We start from the raw sequence: 16,468 nt of genomic DNA, 5'->3' as shown, positions 1-16,468 counted from the left end.
GAGTCGGATCTGTCGCTTTCTATTCACGTTTTATTCCCTCTTTGTTTGGCTTACTGCCGGTGTATTTCGTAAAAAAATCGTCTGCTTTATCAGCGGTCGCGTTTGTTCTGCTCTCCGACGCAGAAGAGGTTCTAGTCGCCTCTTGGGGGGGCGCTAAATCATGTTCAACAGTTTCGGTCTGTGAAGCATCCCCCGATGCTCTCGACGGCTTTTCAGTGCGCGCATTAGCGAGATGCTCGTAGTAAGCGGTTGGTAGCTCACGGATGAAATAATTCCGTAACCCGAGGTAACTCACTTCGATTGCGGCATCAGCAAGCATTCGGTGTATTTCTCGCATCGACATGCCCATCGCTGCTGAGTCGGTCAGCAACTGCATGTGAGGTCGTAAAACTCGAGTCACGTATCCGCGACCCTTTTCTCCCGGTACCCCGGCCGCTGCTGCCTTCTTTCGTGCCTCGAACGCAGCCCGTAGGGCTCGTGCTTTTTCTTCGGCCTCCAGCATTTCTTGTCTTGCCCTCTCGAATTCCTCCGCATCGTTCCGCTCGTTAATTTCGCGTTCAGCTTGGGTTTTACGATCCCACATAGGTTTGCCTCATTTGGGTGCAGTTAGCTTAAAACTGCATAAATTCTGCCAAACCTTGGCTAAACAATACATCAATAATCAGCTTCGTCAAGAAAAAAGCATTAAAACATTTGTTGATAGGCTTAATACAGGATAAGTTTATGCTATAAAATTGCCAGACAAAGGCAAAAACAGGTAACACGGCTGCACTCCCTTCGGGGGTGGAAAGCGGCGTAAGCCCGACAGGGCGGGGGGCTTCTAGGAGCCGAAGGTCACTTCATTTGAGGTAGGCGGGGTAACAAGAGATGAAGAAATCGCTCATCGAAAGGAAAAGCCACACTCAGAATGTGGTTACGGCAGAAGCTCAGCAGGCGTTCGAGCGCTTGGCGCGGGACCTGAAAATCCCGAAATCGAGCATTTTGGAAAGGATTCTGTCGACGGTGCCTGCCGATAGCCTAATTGGGCTGATCACCGGGCGGCTCAGCTTTTCCAGTGCAAAAACGGTGAGCCTGGACGCGGCGTCTACCTTGGCAATAAGGTCAGAGATCGCGAGTTCCTTATCACTGTTAGGTCCTCGTGCAGTTGAGGCTGCGCGGCTTGGAGCCCGCCAGGGCATCACTGACCTGATCGATCGGGATCAATGACGATGGCGATTTTTACTGTAGATAAGTTCGCCGGCGGCGATATCCAGAGTCGAGCCGACTACTTCGAAAAGGGAGAGGGAGAAATCGTCGATGATGATCATGCTCCGGCTCGAACAGGGCAGGAGGATTATTACTTTAAGGTAGACGGTGACACGCTTCTCGCCGAGTTTGTTGGGGCCGGCGCTGCTTATCTTGGCCTTGGTGTTTGTCCCCAACCTGGTGATTACACGGCATTGATGAGCGGTATCAATCCTAGGTCAGGCGCGTCCTTCGTCTCCAACGTTCGTCGTGGCCAATTGGATAAAGGAGCCGGTGTAGCGGGGTACTCGACAAGCTTTAATGCAGACAAATCCATTTCACTTCTCTACGCCTCCTTGCCTCTTGATCAGCAAGTGCTGATTGAACGAGCATTGATGGAGGCGGCCCGCAGAACTTTGCTGGATTTTGAGCAGCAAGGGTACTTCAGCTATCGCACAGGTGGCGGTGGCACAGAAAGTCACCCCGGCAATGTAGTTGTGGCCTGCTACCAACACTTCACCAACCGCAACCAGGAGCCGCACCTTCACATTCATGCTGAAATTCCGAATCTCATCCTGGGAAAGGACGGTAAATGGCGAACACTGGATGGTGGCGAGATTTATAAGAGGCAAGGTGAAGCGGCTGCCCTTTTTGACTGTTACCTGGCCGAGGCCTTGAAGCGTGATTTACCGGACGTAGGGCAACTGCTGGAGAGTGACCCTGAGCTGTCTGGTTTGCGCGTGGCGGGTATTACACGGGAAACGATTCTGCAGTTCTCAACTCGTCGCATCGAAATTCTTAAAGGATTAGCTGAAATGGGGGAGACGGGTGCAAATGCTGCCCGGGCAGCTGCGAAGCGCACTCGGGAAGGAAAGAAGGAGTTCGATGGGGATGAACTTCGGGCGGAGTGGAAATCGCAGCTCTCTGACCTCCATCGTCAGCTAAAGGTGGGGGATGTTTCCCCATCCACTAAGCTTGTCGCAGAGGCACTGATTTTTCGAAATGCGAGCGTTTTCTGTGGGCACGATCTAGATAGGGCAGCAGCACAACTCGCAATTTGTCATGGTGGCTCAGCAACCATCCCGGTGATTAAGACTGCCCTGGTGGAGCAGTTGGGCGTGATCGAATTACCGTTGGAGGAAGGTAAACCTCAACTCTACACGACCGAGGATTACCGGCAGCTTGAAGTTGACCTCCTTCGCTTCGGCCTGGCAACACAGGTGCCCTCGGAACGCTTCGCACTTAATGAGTCGCAGATCCAGCAGGCTATTGAGTCTTTCGAGTCTGTAAAAGGCTTCTGTTTGCGTGGTGAGCAAAACGAGGCAGTCATTCGTGCTGCCGGTGGTGAGCGGCTTACCATCATCCAGGGGGCTGCCGGTACTGGTAAGTCTGCATCCTTGAGCGCATTGCGCGAGGCGTACACCCGCTCGGGGCACCGAGTAATTGGCTTAGCCCCATCCGGGGCCGCGGCTGCTGAGTTGGAAAATAGCTCAGGTATCCCTTCGCGGACCGTTCACTCGTTACTGATGCGTCTAGAAAATGACAATCCAGATTACCGTGAGCAATTGAGCGCGGGCGATGTGCTTATCCTCGATGAAGCAGGTATGGCTGATACCCGGACGCTGCATAAGCTGTCTGGATTTGTTGAAAGGGCCGGAGCAAAACTGGTTCTAGTTGGCGATAGCAAGCAACTAGAAGCTGTGGGCTCTGCTTCGGCTCTTTCCATGCTGACTGAGCATGTCGGGAGTGCTGACCTAATTCAGATCGCTCGGCAGCATAGGGCCGATGATAGGGAGATCAGTCAAGCTTGGTTCGGTGCCGCAAAGAATGGGCATGGTTCTGACGCGCCCGACTTGATGCTGTCCCGTGGCCTCATACGGTCTCCGGGGAAAGACGATCCGCCGGCGATTCGACTGATGCTGCGAGAAGCAGCCAGTGCCCATGCCGCTGGTACAGGTTGGAATGACCTGCTCTTGTTGGCCGATCGAAACTCCCAGGTGCGGGAGCTCAACAATCAGGTTCGGGCTTTGAGAAAGGAGTTGGGTGAATTAGTCAGCAGTGACGAGATACGAATTACCGTCGAACAGGGAAAAGGAGATTACGGCGACCTTGATCTTTGCCCTGGCGATCGTGTGATGCTGCGTCGTAACCAGAAGTTAGGCAGTGCGCAGGTATTCAACGGCGATCGAGCGACTATCGAAGGATTGCAGAGAGTTCCGGCTGGTGTGAGTCATGATGGTGGATTGATCTCTGAGATTCTGATTTCAGCGCGACTGGATCGAACCGGCGAAGTCGTGACCTGGAAGTTGAGTGATTACGCGAGTCTTGATCACAGTTATGCGATGACGGTCCATAAGTCTCAGGGACTGACCGTCGAGCGTGCTTTCTACCTGGCAAGTGAGTCTACGGATCGGCGAATGGCCTATGTTGCGTTCACCCGATCGAGGCATGCTTGCCCGTTCTATTTGGTTAATGATCAGGACGTGCATGACTCCTTCTACCGGCGTACTGCGGAGTTCAGCACGAAATCGACAGCATTAGATGCTGATCCAATTACCAAGCGCTTGATACTTACCGCAGACCATCGTGAGCTGGAGCACCAGCGAGCAATTGAAACTCATCAGCCAGTTACGAAAGTTCTCCTGGAGAAGGCTGGAGATCGATTTATCTATCCGGCAGAGGAACCGCGTGTAGCGAAAGATACACCTCGCATGATCGTTGTGCCGACGACGCTTGCTGATAGGCAGGTGGCTCAGTCATTCGGCAATGAGATTATCAATCTCATCGACAAGCCTGCTGACACTCGAAGAAAGCCCGGGAAGCCATATATGCTGCCTGATGGAGTGGAAAGGGTTGCCCTACTTGCTGAGCCGATGGAGGCCATCCGTCTTTATACGGAAACACCTCAGCAGGAATCATCAGTTTCTACCTCGAAGTCCTCGAAATTGCGCTTTGCCCAGCAAGATCGCGCATCCCAGCGTTATGAGTCAGGGCAGATAAAGTCGAAGCTAGATTTGATCGAACACGCCGAGTCTCTTGGGTACGAGCGATTTGATCGTAAGGGAAAGGGCAAGTCATACACCTGGCTGCGTGGTCCTGGTGACGATGTCATTGGCATTAGGCGGGCGGACAGCGGGGATCAGCTCTGGGTCAGAACGAATGGGGAGGGCGGCGATATTTTTGATTTGCACCGGCAGGTCACGAGCCGCTCTTTCCGTGAGGTGAAGGACGACCTGCGTCGCAAGGCGTTTGGTGAGGGGCATGCGGCACTTCGAGCGGATCCAGAAAGCGTTGCTCGACAACAGGTCCAGCGCACCCAGCGTGAGGCTGAAGCCGTTGAGCGGGCTGAAGATCGGCGTCGAGCGGCCTATCTGCAGTTCAAACAAGCTAGTCGAGCACCGAATCAGTTTCTTGCCGCACGTGGCATTGACCTACAGACCTTGGCCAGCACCAATTGGAAAACGGACAAACGAGGAAATGCCGTTTTTCCGCACATCGGTGCCGATGGTCGTTACGTTGGTCATGAAAGAAAGAACGCCGGCTTTGGACTGTACACGGAGACAGCCGAGCGAGGGATATACGTTGTGAACCCCCACTCGACCGGCCCAGGCACGCGCTCTGAAATTAGACTGAGTGAGGGAGGGCTCGATGCCTTGAGTGCTTACCAGATGGCCACAGCAGCTGAGCGTGAGTCGATTCTATTTGTTAGCTCAGGCGGTTCACCAGGGAAAGACACTGCGCGTGCTTTGCTCGGCCTTGCCGAGCGTCACCAAGTCAACCGTATTTCGATGCTATATGACAACGATAAAGCTGGTGATGAGCACAGTCTGAGGTTGGCTGGACTCCTGAACCAAGACGATGCACCGAGCATTCAGGTGCAAGACATTCGAGCAGAGATCGGTCTGCTGCGAGAAGAGGATCCCAATGACACTCTTGTTCGTCGGCAGCAAGAGGATGAGCTCAGGGGGCAAACCGCTGCTGAATACTCTTTTGAGTTCGGTATGGAGCTAGGCCGCTGATGGACTTTCGAAACTGCCAGTGTGGAGGGCGTATGGGCAGCCGCAGTTTTCTGATCACCTCGATATGCCAAAAGGCTGAATGGCTCAACATCTCTTGTGATGAGGCTAAGAAAATTCAAGGTGACATTCGCTTTACCGGTTGGATATGTCGCTTTGGTTGTCAGCGTGTCGCTGGAAAAATCTATGACCAAGATCGAACCGTTCTACGAAGCCTCAATTTGAAGTGAGCAGAGTTTTATGAATCTCGTACTTAATAGCAATGATTTCGACGCACTGCTGCGTCTCATTGAACGTCGTGATGAACTAGCGGTATATTTGAATCCAACGGATGCGCGTGAGCAGGTTCGACTGATGTCTGCTTTGGAGGCCTTGGGGGAAGCCATGCTTAAGGAACGTTCCAATAACAGTAGTAGGGCGTGAAATGATCAAGCTGAAAATTGTAAAGTCATCCTGTTCGACGCGATCGTTCTCAAATCAACTCGCAGTTGGTAATAATAGACTGACTGAGCCAGTGTTAGATTTTTGCCTGAAGTGCATGAGGGTTTCGAGGCTGGAGCCGATTGACTTGACCCTTGCAGGATCACTTGATGCGTGTTTGTGGCGCTGCTTAATATGCGGTGCGACTAAAATAGGTGCGCGCCCTTGAAGGAGTTTCGATAGATGGTTTAATAAAAATATGAAAATTTATTCTTAACAAAGACACTCTAGGATTAGTTGGTGGAATAGAAAGTTTAACTTCAATCACCCTAGGGGTAAATGAGAAATCCTTTTTCTTGAGGGAAGCCGGCCTGATCGGCCTCGGATTGCGGCTTTGATTTTTTCTGCGGCAAGGTCTAATTGAATTTTGTCTGCCGCGTAAATCGCTTGCAATCGCTCGACTCGTGCACGATTTTTCCGAGCCAAGATTTTTTCATAGCTTTGGTCTAGGCCACAAATGATATCGAGTTCCATTTTCGCTAGCCTCGTTTGTGCACCTAGTATAAGGGACCTACAGAGTTCGGAAAAAATCGTACGCTAACCCCTGCGCCGGCGGATATCTTGGAACAAGGTGTTGACGTCCTCGATATCTTGCAGGAGTTCGGCTGGTTGCGTTACAGGACGCTGCTGGCCGGCCGCATGTGAATGCGCTCGCACGTTGCGGCAGCATTTGTCATGTAAACGCTGCACTTCCCGGTAATCAGCCTCCTGCACAATCATCACACCATCTAGCCGGCCGACCGAGATGCCGTCGCGGAACCGCACCACGGTTTCATTGAGTATTGTGTCCTCGATACCTACCTCTATCGTGACGCGAAGATCATCGTAAGCATTGCGCATCGCAAGTCGCTCATTATCCCCAGGCGGGTTATTGAAGTTAGTGGCAATTCGCTGATGATCAGCACGATGGTATGCAATGCGCTCGCGGTGTCTGCGCATGTCATAAGGCAAACCGGCATCGATGTAGCCAGGCCCTTCAGCCCGGTAGGTGATCGACCTCACTTCTGGAACCAACTGGGCATCTTGGCAAAGAGTGATCAGCTCTCCGAAGAACACTGCATCGTGAGTAAACACAATGACCTGTCGTTGGGCGGACTCCTGAACAATCCGTCGCGCGACGGCGGTTCGATGGCTGTGATCAAGGCTGGAAACCGGATCGTCGAACACGATCCCAGAAGAGGAACCCGACTGTTGGAGCTCCGCGAAGAAGTACGCGAGCGCACACATGCGCTGCTCCGCCTCGCTTAGGACTAAATGGGGATCAAGCTGGCATTCCAGGAGTTGGATTCCTAGCCGTACCGCCCCCGCATCACCGCTTGAGCTGACTCCGGCCCGAATGTGATATAGATCCAGCCTGTTGAGCTCATCGTTCATCGTGCCGGCCAACGCCTCACTGACGTATGTCCTGGCCAACTGGCCCGCGAGCATGCTGATAGCGCGCGTGTTACCGATATCATCCTGGCAGCGCTGGAGCTTTGCCTTGTGAGCGAGATTCTCACTCACTCTCTCGATGGCTTCGATATTTTCGGAAAGTATCCGTCGTGCCTCCAACTCCTTCAGACGCAGCCTCTTGGCTGCTAAGGCCGCCGCATCAAGGTTGGCGCGCAATCGAGCCGCTTCGGCGCGGAGGGCATCGGCGATTTGGTGGAGTGAAGCCGTTGGGTTTGCACCACGATACGCTGGGCGATTCTGCCATTCACCGCTGAGAATGGCAGCTCTGAGCCACTGAAGTCGAGTGGTCAGGTCTTCCTGGAAGAACCGGATCTCGTCCGGCAGCGTTGCTACGCGCGCGCCTAAGCTCTCCAACATGTTTGGAGGAGCAGTAAAGGCAACGTTCGCCTGCCCGACACTGCGTACGATCTGCTTCCAAGCATTACGCGCAACCTGGGCGGCTTCTGCCGCCTTGTCCCGAATGTAGCGATCAAACCGCTCCAGGCGATCCTTCGCTTCCGGCGTCAGCTCCTGCTGGCAAAGCACGCAGACAGCTCCTTCACCGGTAACCGGGAAGGTCTGCCCAGGATATGCCGTGTTGGTCGAATACTCGCGCGCGGTGTTGAACAGCAACGCCCAGGGGCCTTGCCCCGTTCCGGCGAGCAACTGCGTGGCATCTTCCGCCTGCAGCAATTCAGAGGCTGCGCGCTCCGCAGCTTCTGCTTCTACCAGATTTCGATGCGCCGACTGCCTGGCATCCAGCGCATCATCAGACACGATGTTGGCTACTGCGGTGATGTTGTTGGTCAGCTCATCGACTCTCGTTGCAGCGTTGTCGAGGTTTACTGCCTTGGCAGTGGGGTCTGCTTCGCTGATCTCCTGCGGCAGTCGCGCGAGCTCTGCTTGCTCATCCAGAGTGAGCGTGGCTAATGCACGTGCCCGCGTCAGATCGGTAGTTGGACCAATCGGATGCACTACCTGGCCGGCCTCGGTATCGGCGGGGATGACATTGAACGGCGTAACGTCTGTAGCGAGACCAGCGATCTCTGCCTGAAGCCGTGGACGCAGGGCCTGATTGAGACCATTGGCCAGTTGCTGGAGATAGGTCAGAGCGCGCGGCTGAAAGGTGGCGCTCTCTCTCGACTGGAGGTAGTGGCGTGCGCAATCGCCATCGAAGACGGAGATGCCCCTGAGTTCAGGCCGCGAAACATGACCGCGTTGACCACTCCAGATTGTCTGCTCTGGGGCGCCGTTCAGCTCGAAGCCGATAGTGGCGCTCGGTGTGAGCTGTTGATAGTCCTCGGCATAGGCATTGGCGTAGACGGTGCCTGGGCTCCTGGCTCTGCACGCCTGCTTCAGCACTCGCGCATAGCCGGACTTTCCGGTGCCGTTGCCCCCGTACACGATGGTGAGACCCTGCGCCTGAAACTCCAAAGCTTGGTCGCTCGGGATTTTTCCCACATTGGTCAGCGTATGCAAGGACCTGAGAACAACGGCCTGATCCTGATTAGCTTCGGCGGGAAAGTGTTCTGTAGCGAACCTGATTGGCTGTGTAGCAGGTTCAAATGTACTGGCAATTCCATGATGCTGCTTGGCGAGGTCAAGAATTTCTATGAGATTCTCTTCGCTCCAACCGCCCTGAACGCATAAGCGACGCAGGGCGTCGTGGCGCCACGGCGGCAGCCTATCCGCCCACGCCAATACTTCCTCGTAAATGGCCATATCCATGCTCCGTATCCCCAAAGGGGAATAGCACAAGAACTATCACCGCGCCATCAATGGGCTACTGCAGGTGACGGTCTAGCTCTCAGAGGTGTACGGAGCGAATGCTCGCCGGTGACTGCGTTTGGCGTTAGGTGCCACATAAAAAACGCCATATCAAGGCGTGCTTTCAGATGTCTCCAGGGGAGGCTACCTTTGTCAGGCTGGGCAGGATCCGCTGACAACCCCTTAAAACGGGCGGATTGATCAAATTTGATCAACCAACAGGGCCGTGTTAACATTGACCTCAAGAATAGCCCCCACGCCTCGGGCAGGTCTACGACCTGTACTGCGCACCAGGGGGTTAGTTATTTCTGCCCCCCAAAAATGCCCCGCAGGATGCCTTGGCGTGCCGCATGCCCCCATCAATTTCCACAAGCCTGCCAAATCGCCCAATGCCCTGCTGCGTCACCTGCAACTCAAAGGCTTAGGCACCCGGAAACAGAAAGCCCAAGCCCTGCAGGCCCTGGAGTTCATCGGCTATCACCGGCTGCTCATCTATATGCGACCGTTGCAGGATCCGCAGAAGCGTTTCTTTGCCACCATCCAGTTCGACGACATCCTGCAGCTGTATGACTTCGACCGGCGCCTGCGCCTAGTGTTCCTGGATGCGATTGACCGCATCGAGGTCGCGTTCCGTTCGGCTATCATCAACACCCTGGCCCTGGACAAGGCATGCGGCCCGCATTTTTACCTAGACTCCATTCATTTCAAAGATGGCTCGGCTCACCGCGACCTCCTAAAGCAGGTGCTAGGCCTTCGTGAAAAAGGAAATGCTTCGGTCAAGCACTATTACGGTACATACAACACACCGGCGTTGCCGCCGGTGTGGACCGTGCTCGAAGCAATGACCATTGGCCAGCTGTCCTGCCTGTTCAGCGATCTGCACCTGGATCATCGCAAAACCGTCGCGACTAAATTTGGCTACGATGAATCCGTGCTGGTCACCTGGCTGAAAACTCTGACCCTCCTGCGCAATGTCTGCGCCCATCATGGCCGGCTGTGGAACGCGTCGATTACCGCTGATGCGCCGAAGTACGCCAATGCCATAAAGGCCGAGTTTCCCTCCCACCATGACCGCGGTCGGATCTTTGCCCGGGCGGTGGTGGTCCAGGCCCTGCTCGCAAAGATCGATCCTACCTCCGATTGGAAATCGCGTTTCAAGCACCTGTTGACGACTCTGCCCACGGCGGTGCTGGCCAAGGCTGGCTTAACCACGGCAGAGCTCGGTCTGGTCCCGGGCTGGGAAGCCCGCCCTTTCTGGTCCTGACCCATCCTTCACCAGCTACCCAACTGAAGCAAAAGGGTCGGGTCCTGGATGTGTGTACAGCGTCACTCTGTTCATTCTTTTTTCGCGCTCACTGGGATCGTCCACAGTGGCAGCAGGCGCTCGCTTGCCGCAAAAGTAATGGACGCAACCGGCGACGTTGAGACATTGCAGGCCATTCTTGGGCACGCCTCGATCACAGCAAGCCTTATCTAACCGTGGATATAGAGGTAATCCGGCGTGTGTTTGAGCTTGTGCTGGCATAGTGATATCGAGGATTCTTCGCTATGTCATTGGTCTCGCTATATGCGGCACTAGGTCAGCCGAGGCATCGGGAAGGCCGGTAAGCCAGGTTGCCTCCAACTCAGAAGGTCGAGGGAAAATTGATGAGTAAGCCGTTGCCAACTGTTCCCCAAAGGGATGATGTCCGATTCTTGGAGTTTTGTGAGTTTCTGCGTCAAGCGCCCGTTCGCCCGGCAGCCAGGTTGGTTCACTGTAGCTATGAGCCTCATCTGTCTGTTCTTGAGGTTCCGGTTGTCCCACAACCCAATTGCGAGATTTCCTATTGCTGGTTCAACTGTCTAGATCTTCAGCATTTACACGGAGGGGAGGTTGTATACGGCTGGTCGCTATGGCGGGACAGAGATGCTTATGTTGCCCAGCACCACGCTGTCTGGCGCAGCGAAAAAGGCGAACTTATAGATCCGACACCAAATGAAGGTTTTGCTGGAAAAGCTCTGTTCATGCCGGATGGTCGTGCACCGTTCGACATCTTGGAACTGAGGGCTCCATCGAGTCTGTACTGGTGGGCAAGTGGCAAGTACGAATGGTTTTTTTCGCATGTCCGTAGCCAGTCCTTTTTCATTGGGAGGATGGACCCAAAGGCAGACCAAGAAACCCGAGTTAATTGCACTCGACGGCGCTATCTGGACTTGGCATGAGAAAACACTGCCACAACTTCCCGCCTAGTACGGGCTTTGGCAGTCCCCGCGGTAATAGATAGGAAAAAATATGACTACTCCCCGGATGCATCATTACGTACCTGAATCATACCAGTGCGGTTTCTTAACTTCGGATAGTAAAAATATTGCGTTTTTTGATATGCGCACCGGAAAATCTAGCCGGACAAGTCCGTTAAATATGGTTAAAGAGCGGGATCTTTATACAATGGAAGATCCGCCTGAGGGTAAGAAGGCAACGTTCATTGAGAATCCTATTCTTTCAGGCGTGGACGGTACGTATGCTAGCCTACTTGAGAGTGTTCTCGATAAAAGTATTTCAGGTGAGGGTCGTAAGGATCTGTCAGTATTTTTGGGGTATTTGCGCAGTCGGACGCCAAGTTACTTTAAGGTCATTGAAGGCATGAGTAGGAGTTTTCTTGCTAAGGAGATTTATGAAAAGATCCTGAGAGATCCTTTAAAGCTTCGGGCGGCTTTAGAGGCGAATTTCGATATAAGCTCTGTTGAAGAATTTACAGCCCAGGCAGGAGAGTTACTATCAATCGAGAAAGACGGAGTGTTAAAGATTTTTCTGGTAGCAGCTGAAAGCACGGCGCAACTCATATTGGAGTCGGGATGGGAGATTTTAATTGCTGACTCAGGCGCCTTCATTACCTCTGATCATCCATTCTGCCCTATTGAGGATGAATATGTGTTTATCGGGCAAGGTAGGAGCGAGAAGAAACGATATTTTATGGTGCCGCTTTCGTCCAAGCTTGCTCTAAGAATAAGTGACTCTCAGCAGGAGATAACATTCACCAATATGTCGGAGGACGGAGTTGCAGAGATTAATGAGGCAATTGCGTACTGCGCAGACAGATGGTTGCTTGGTGAGTCTGAGGAAAATCTTATGGCAGCCCACGAGAGAGCAGTCAAGCTAAAGTATGACGAGAATAGAATGGCTCAAGCAATCAAGGTTGTCGAAGCAATGACCAGCCGCCCACAACCAAAAAATTAGTTAGAGGAATTAAATCATGGCAACTGAAACGATTGAAAAGTGCATCAACCCTCCATGTCAGAAAAAATTCAAGCTAGTCGAAACTGGCGGGGGGCATGCTTGGGTTGAAAAGGCTAGCTATGAATGCCCATATTGCGGGCACCGTATTAAGTCTCACACCAGTGGCTGCTTTGAGACTCTGCCAATCAAGGCGGACGACTAGGAAAACGCATGAAAGCAATTCTATTCGCAGTAGTTACCACCCTGACCGCCAGTGTCTCGGCTGCCGATTTAATCTATGTAAACACTGAGCTGGCTCGTAACGGTGAGACTGTCGATAATTTTGTCGCCGTCACCGCTAACGGGTTCACGCAGCCACATCGCAATGTCCAGCTCATCAAGTACAGAAAGTCCGTCGCCAACGGTAAGGTTGAAATCGCAGATTTGGAAGTCGGTACCACTGCATCCATCACTCCAGTTATTACCAGCGGAGGAAGTATCCGTCTGCGCTTTGATGTGAGCTACGTTCGATTGATGAAGATGGATACGGCCAAAGTCGGGAACACCTACATCGACCTGCCTCGGACCGAAGGCTTCAAGTTCTCTTCCACGGACGTAGTCCCGAACGGAGAGAGGCGCGAATACAGATCTTCCCAGGACGGTGTCGAGTATATTTATACCGTCGCGGCCACTAAGCGGTGATCGCTTATTGCCGCCGATAATCCACAGTTGTTGGCTCTGATGCTGTTTTGACCCAGGTTTCCGGAGTTCATTGACTCACCCAAACACTCAGCAAACGATGGTTTGCGCGGGATTTCAGAGGCGGCATCTGGGTCAGTTAAAATCAGCAGCGGGTCAAAATCGCATCAGCGCTAACAGCTCAGTGGCTCAGTGGAGCTTGGAGGCTGCTCAAACGTTTGCGACTGAGCAGGATGACCTTGCCCGAGCTCCACGCTTTTTTTGTATGTAAGCAATCTAAATATTTTCCCCACAACTCCAAGGCTGAACGTTTCTCTGGAAGGTAGCTATAACGATCATAGTGAACTGACTGAACATCATTACGTCCATGCGACAAAAGCCAACTACGAGTCTCCTTCGTAATTCCGATAGCGGCCATCAACGTTTCGGCTGTTACCCTCACATTTGCATAGCTGAAATATCGTGTTGCCCCTGAAACGCTCAGTGCCTTGCCAGCGTCGCTAAAGCGCTTGCCGGCAGTATCTGGGCGGATACAGCGCCGACCAATGCAAAAAGGGCCAGGTCCGATCTTGTCGTTAAATAGTGGTTGCAAGATTTGCTTGATCCGATCGGTGATGGGAAGTAGGTGATCCCATGCTTTACTTTTTTGGCCCTTGCCATCAGTCAGGTGCAGAAGGTCATCGGAGATTTCCTCCCAGGTCACTCTCAGCAGTTGTTCCATTCGTTGACCACCGAGATAGATCAACCCCTTGCAGATGGCTGCCTCCCTAGCGGAGAGGGTGTCCAGGTGGCGGAGTAAAGAGCCAAGCTCTTCAGGAGTCATTGACTCGGTATTTCCACCGCGGACGTTGGCAAGCGTCGGAACCTTTGTGGCTGGATTGTTGCTGATGTCGAAAATTTTCGACTCGCTAACATCGCGGTCTAATGAAAGGTGAGCTTTGCTGCCATAGTTGAAGGCGGCCTTCAGGTAGCGGTGTACGCTTGCGGCAGTCGTTCTCATGTTATTTGAAGCGCTGGCCTTACCCTTGTTGCCAATTCCCCTCCCTTTCGGTTTGCGGGAGAGGAGGGTGGTCATGACTCGGTGGATGTCCTCACCCGTAATGTCGCAGGCCAAGAGTGCAGTAAGATCAGGATGGTGCTCGATGATGTGCGTCTGAAACAGACGTTTCACTTCTTTGGCTTTGACCTTGCCACGAGCTTCCAGGTCGGCGACGTACGCATCAAGTAGCTCCTTAAAGGAGCCGCGCCTAGCTGCAAGCACGGTTTGCCGCTGGACCTCTACAAGTTGGCGCTCGCGCTCAAGGCGTTCAGCAGTAGCTTTGGCTTCCGATTCTGCTCGGTACAGTTTCAGGTCGCCGTGTTCAAGTGCTTGTCGTGCAAGCTCCTGTGCCTTGCCTCTGAGTGCTGCAAGTGTGAAGCCGGATGCCTGGGCACTGTAGATGCCCATTTTGATTTTCTGCGCTTTACCCTGAAGCCGCTGGCGATAGTAAGCCTCCACTGCTCCAGAAGCGCGGCACTCGAAGTAGATTGAGCCAGTACCCCGCCCCGGGAGGGATTCAGTTGCGGTTTCACCTGGTGATAGGGCTCGGAGTTCAGCGTCAGTGACGAACTTCCTTTTTGAGTCCTTTTTCTGCGTGCCATTAGCCATTGAGTGCGTGCCGTTTTGCGTGCCGTTTGGTCTGTTACTCAACGATACTGGCAGGGACATCACGATACAATACGGCGCAGCTTCTATTTGATTCTGCTGATTTTGAAGGCTTTTCGTTACATCCTGATCTTCTGTGAGACGTTGAAACGAACGCCTCCTAAGGGGAAGGTTGGCCGTTCGAACCGGCCCTGGGACACCATCTAATTCCAAACGTCCTGTCACAACACCTCATGGGAGATTTTCCGCTTGTGGTGCGCAATGACGCCCCTTATAAGAGGAGTCTTTTTACTCTCGACAATGGATGGAAGGATGCAAGCCATGAGTGAAGCTTGGAGTGAAGGCTATTTCACGGACGAAGGTTACACCTACGGGTATAGCCGGGAAATCAATCCAGTATTCCAGCGCTACTGCTTGTTGTTGCGTGGTTTTGCAAGTCTGGAGAGCGCGAGCGCCTATCACTGCGAATTGGGTTTTGGCCAAGGTGTTTCGGTCAATATCCACGCGGCGGCCAACCCGGGCAGCTACGTCGGTACGGACTTCCACCCCGGCCAGGCGGCTCATGCCAACGCGTTGGCAGCCAGCTGCGGCAGCAATGCCCAACTCCATGACGACAGCTTCGAACAATTGCTGGCCCGTGATGATTTGCCACAATTTGACAGCATCAGCTTGCATGGCATCTGGACCTGGGTCAGTCGAGATAACCAAAAACTGATTGTCGAATTCGCTCGTCGATATCTCAAACCCGGTGGCTTGCTATATATCAGCTACAACTGCTTTCCCGGCTGGTCACCTTCCGCGCCGCTGCGTCAGTTGTTCAGCCTGCACGACCGCTTTGCCTCCCACGCTTCCATGCGCCCGACCGAACGTATCGATGCAGCGCTGCAATTTTCCGAGGCGCTCCTGGCGACGAACCCCCAATACGCCAACGCGGCCCCGAACATCGGCGCCAAACTGCAGAGTATCAAGGGGCAGAATCGCCAATACGTTGCCCATGAGTATTTCAATCGCGACTGGAACTGCATGTACTTCACTGACGTGGTGGATGCTCTCTCTGCCGCCAAGCTCGACTATGTCACGACGGCCGCGCCGCTGGATTCGGTGGACCCGCTCAACCTGAGCGTCGAAGGTATGGCGTTTCTGGAGGGTATCGAGCACCCGATCATGCGTGAGCAGGCGCGTGACTACTTCGTCAATCAGCATTTCCGTCGAGATCTGTACCTGCGCGGCGCCAGCAGGCTGTCGGCTGCGGAACAGCGCGAGAGCATGCTCAATACCCGTTTTGTCTTGCTGCAGGCGGCAGAAAGCGTACCGGGCGTTGTCAGCGGTCCGGCAGGGGAAGCCTCGCTGCAAGCCGAGATATACGCCCCGGTACTTGAAGCCTTGGCGGCCAAGGCCTATGTGCCGAAAACCTTGCGGCAGTTGTTGGCGGCTACGCCACTGGCTTATGGCGACCTGGAACAGGCTATTAATGTGCTGGTCGGTATGGGCGTAGCGGCGCCCTGCCAGAGCGAAGCGGCTGAGAAGTTGGTGCTGGCGCGTTGCAGTGCCCTCAACCTGCATTTGTGTAAGCGTTCGTTGTTCAACAACCAGATCCAGACCTTGGCCAGTCCGGTGACCGGGGGTGGTGTGCCGGTCAGTCGCTTCCAGCAATTGTTCCTGATATCGATCAAGCAAGGTAAAAAGCACCCGGCTGAATGGGCGCAACTGGCGTGGGGCATCATCAGCGAACAAGGTGAGGGTATCGTCAAGGACGGTAAGGCCCTGAGCACGGCCGAAGAAAATATGGCCGAGTTGTTGACGCAGGCTGAAGCATTTGAAGAGAAATCGTTGGCCGTTCACAAGGCGTTGAAAATCGTTTGATCGTCGATAGATCCGCGTTGTGGCCAGGTATCAGGCGGGAGGGGGCAGCCTGAAGCGGGAATAGGGTCTGATTACCGCTATTGCTCTATATAGAAGAAGGCCGATCCCTTGGGGTCGGCCTTCTGCATTTTCGGGCCTTTTTGACGC

The 16,468-nt window shown here is 53.6% G+C and carries 11 protein-coding genes; 8 read left to right on the top strand and 3 right to left on the bottom strand.

Going from position 1 to position 16,468, the window contains the following annotated elements; all coding sequences use genetic code 11:
* Nucleotides 1-19 precede the first annotated feature (19 nt).
* On the bottom strand, nucleotides 20-583 hold the full coding sequence (locus M5B42_RS29975) for a hypothetical protein (protein WP_248747865.1): 564 nt from the start codon (nucleotides 581-583) through the stop codon (nucleotides 20-22).
* Nucleotides 584-867: 284 nt separating this feature from the next.
* On the opposite strand from M5B42_RS29975, the gene M5B42_RS29970 reads away from it, so the two are divergent.
* Genes M5B42_RS29970 through M5B42_RS29955 form a run of 4 tightly spaced genes read left to right on the top strand, consistent with a single transcriptional unit; the run spans nucleotide 868 to nucleotide 5,663 of the window.
* Nucleotides 868-1,206: a hypothetical protein gene (locus M5B42_RS29970; RefSeq protein WP_248747864.1), complete on the top strand. Its 339-nt coding sequence runs from the start codon at nucleotides 868-870 to the stop codon at nucleotides 1,204-1,206.
* A gap of 2 nt (nucleotides 1,207-1,208) precedes the next feature.
* Nucleotides 1,209-5,243 carry a MobF family relaxase gene (gene mobF / locus M5B42_RS29965; RefSeq protein ID WP_248747863.1) on the top strand — a complete coding sequence of 1,345 codons (4,035 nt, stop codon included), beginning with the start codon at nucleotides 1,209-1,211 and terminating at the stop codon, nucleotides 5,241-5,243.
* 32 nt (nucleotides 5,244-5,275) lie between these two features.
* A complete protein-coding gene (locus M5B42_RS29960) occupies nucleotides 5,276-5,470 on the top strand; it encodes a hypothetical protein (protein ID WP_248747862.1) in 195 nt (64 codons plus the stop codon).
* Nucleotides 5,471-5,480: 10 nt separating this feature from the next.
* Complete coding sequence (locus tag M5B42_RS29955) at nucleotides 5,481-5,663, top strand: hypothetical protein (protein WP_248747861.1); 183 nt, start codon at nucleotides 5,481-5,483, stop codon at nucleotides 5,661-5,663.
* Nucleotides 5,664-6,257: 594 nt separating this feature from the next.
* On the opposite strand, the gene M5B42_RS29950 is transcribed toward M5B42_RS29955, so the two are convergent.
* Nucleotides 6,258-8,873 (bottom strand): AAA family ATPase, encoded by a 2,616-nt coding sequence (locus M5B42_RS29950; protein WP_248747860.1) that lies wholly within the window; start codon nucleotides 8,871-8,873, stop codon nucleotides 6,258-6,260.
* Between the two features lie 388 nt (nucleotides 8,874-9,261).
* Between M5B42_RS29950 and M5B42_RS29945 the strand changes: the two genes are divergently transcribed.
* The 3 genes from M5B42_RS29945 (at nucleotide 9,262) to M5B42_RS29935 (ending at nucleotide 12,816) form a co-directional block, all read left to right on the top strand.
* Nucleotides 9,262-10,182: an Abi family protein gene (locus M5B42_RS29945; RefSeq protein ID WP_248747859.1), complete on the top strand. Its 921-nt coding sequence runs from the start codon at nucleotides 9,262-9,264 to the stop codon at nucleotides 10,180-10,182.
* A 1,008-nt stretch (nucleotides 10,183-11,190) separates the two neighbouring features.
* On the top strand, nucleotides 11,191-12,135 hold the full coding sequence (locus M5B42_RS29940) for a DUF4238 domain-containing protein (RefSeq protein ID WP_248747858.1): 945 nt from the start codon (nucleotides 11,191-11,193) through the stop codon (nucleotides 12,133-12,135).
* 210 nt (nucleotides 12,136-12,345) lie between these two features.
* Nucleotides 12,346-12,816, top strand: coding sequence for a hypothetical protein (locus M5B42_RS29935; RefSeq protein WP_248747857.1), 471 nt, complete (start codon nucleotides 12,346-12,348; stop codon nucleotides 12,814-12,816).
* Between the two features lie 178 nt (nucleotides 12,817-12,994).
* Here the strand turns inward: M5B42_RS29935 and M5B42_RS29930 are convergent, their stop codons facing one another.
* A complete protein-coding gene (locus M5B42_RS29930; protein WP_248747856.1) occupies nucleotides 12,995-14,521 on the bottom strand; it encodes an integrase in 1,527 nt (508 codons plus the stop codon).
* Between the two features lie 258 nt (nucleotides 14,522-14,779).
* On the opposite strand from M5B42_RS29930, the gene M5B42_RS29925 reads away from it, so the two are divergent.
* Nucleotides 14,780-16,321: a class I SAM-dependent methyltransferase gene (locus M5B42_RS29925; RefSeq protein ID WP_248747855.1), complete on the top strand. Its 1,542-nt coding sequence runs from the start codon at nucleotides 14,780-14,782 to the stop codon at nucleotides 16,319-16,321.
* Nucleotides 16,322-16,468: the final 147 nt, after the last annotated feature.

The organism is Pseudomonas sp. MWU12-2037 (assembly GCF_023242345.1).
Taxonomy (GTDB): Bacteria; Pseudomonadota; Gammaproteobacteria; order Pseudomonadales; family Pseudomonadaceae; genus Aquipseudomonas; species Aquipseudomonas gingeri_D.
Note: the sequence above shows the minus strand (reverse complement) of the source record. Positions and strands in the feature narration are given on the sequence as shown.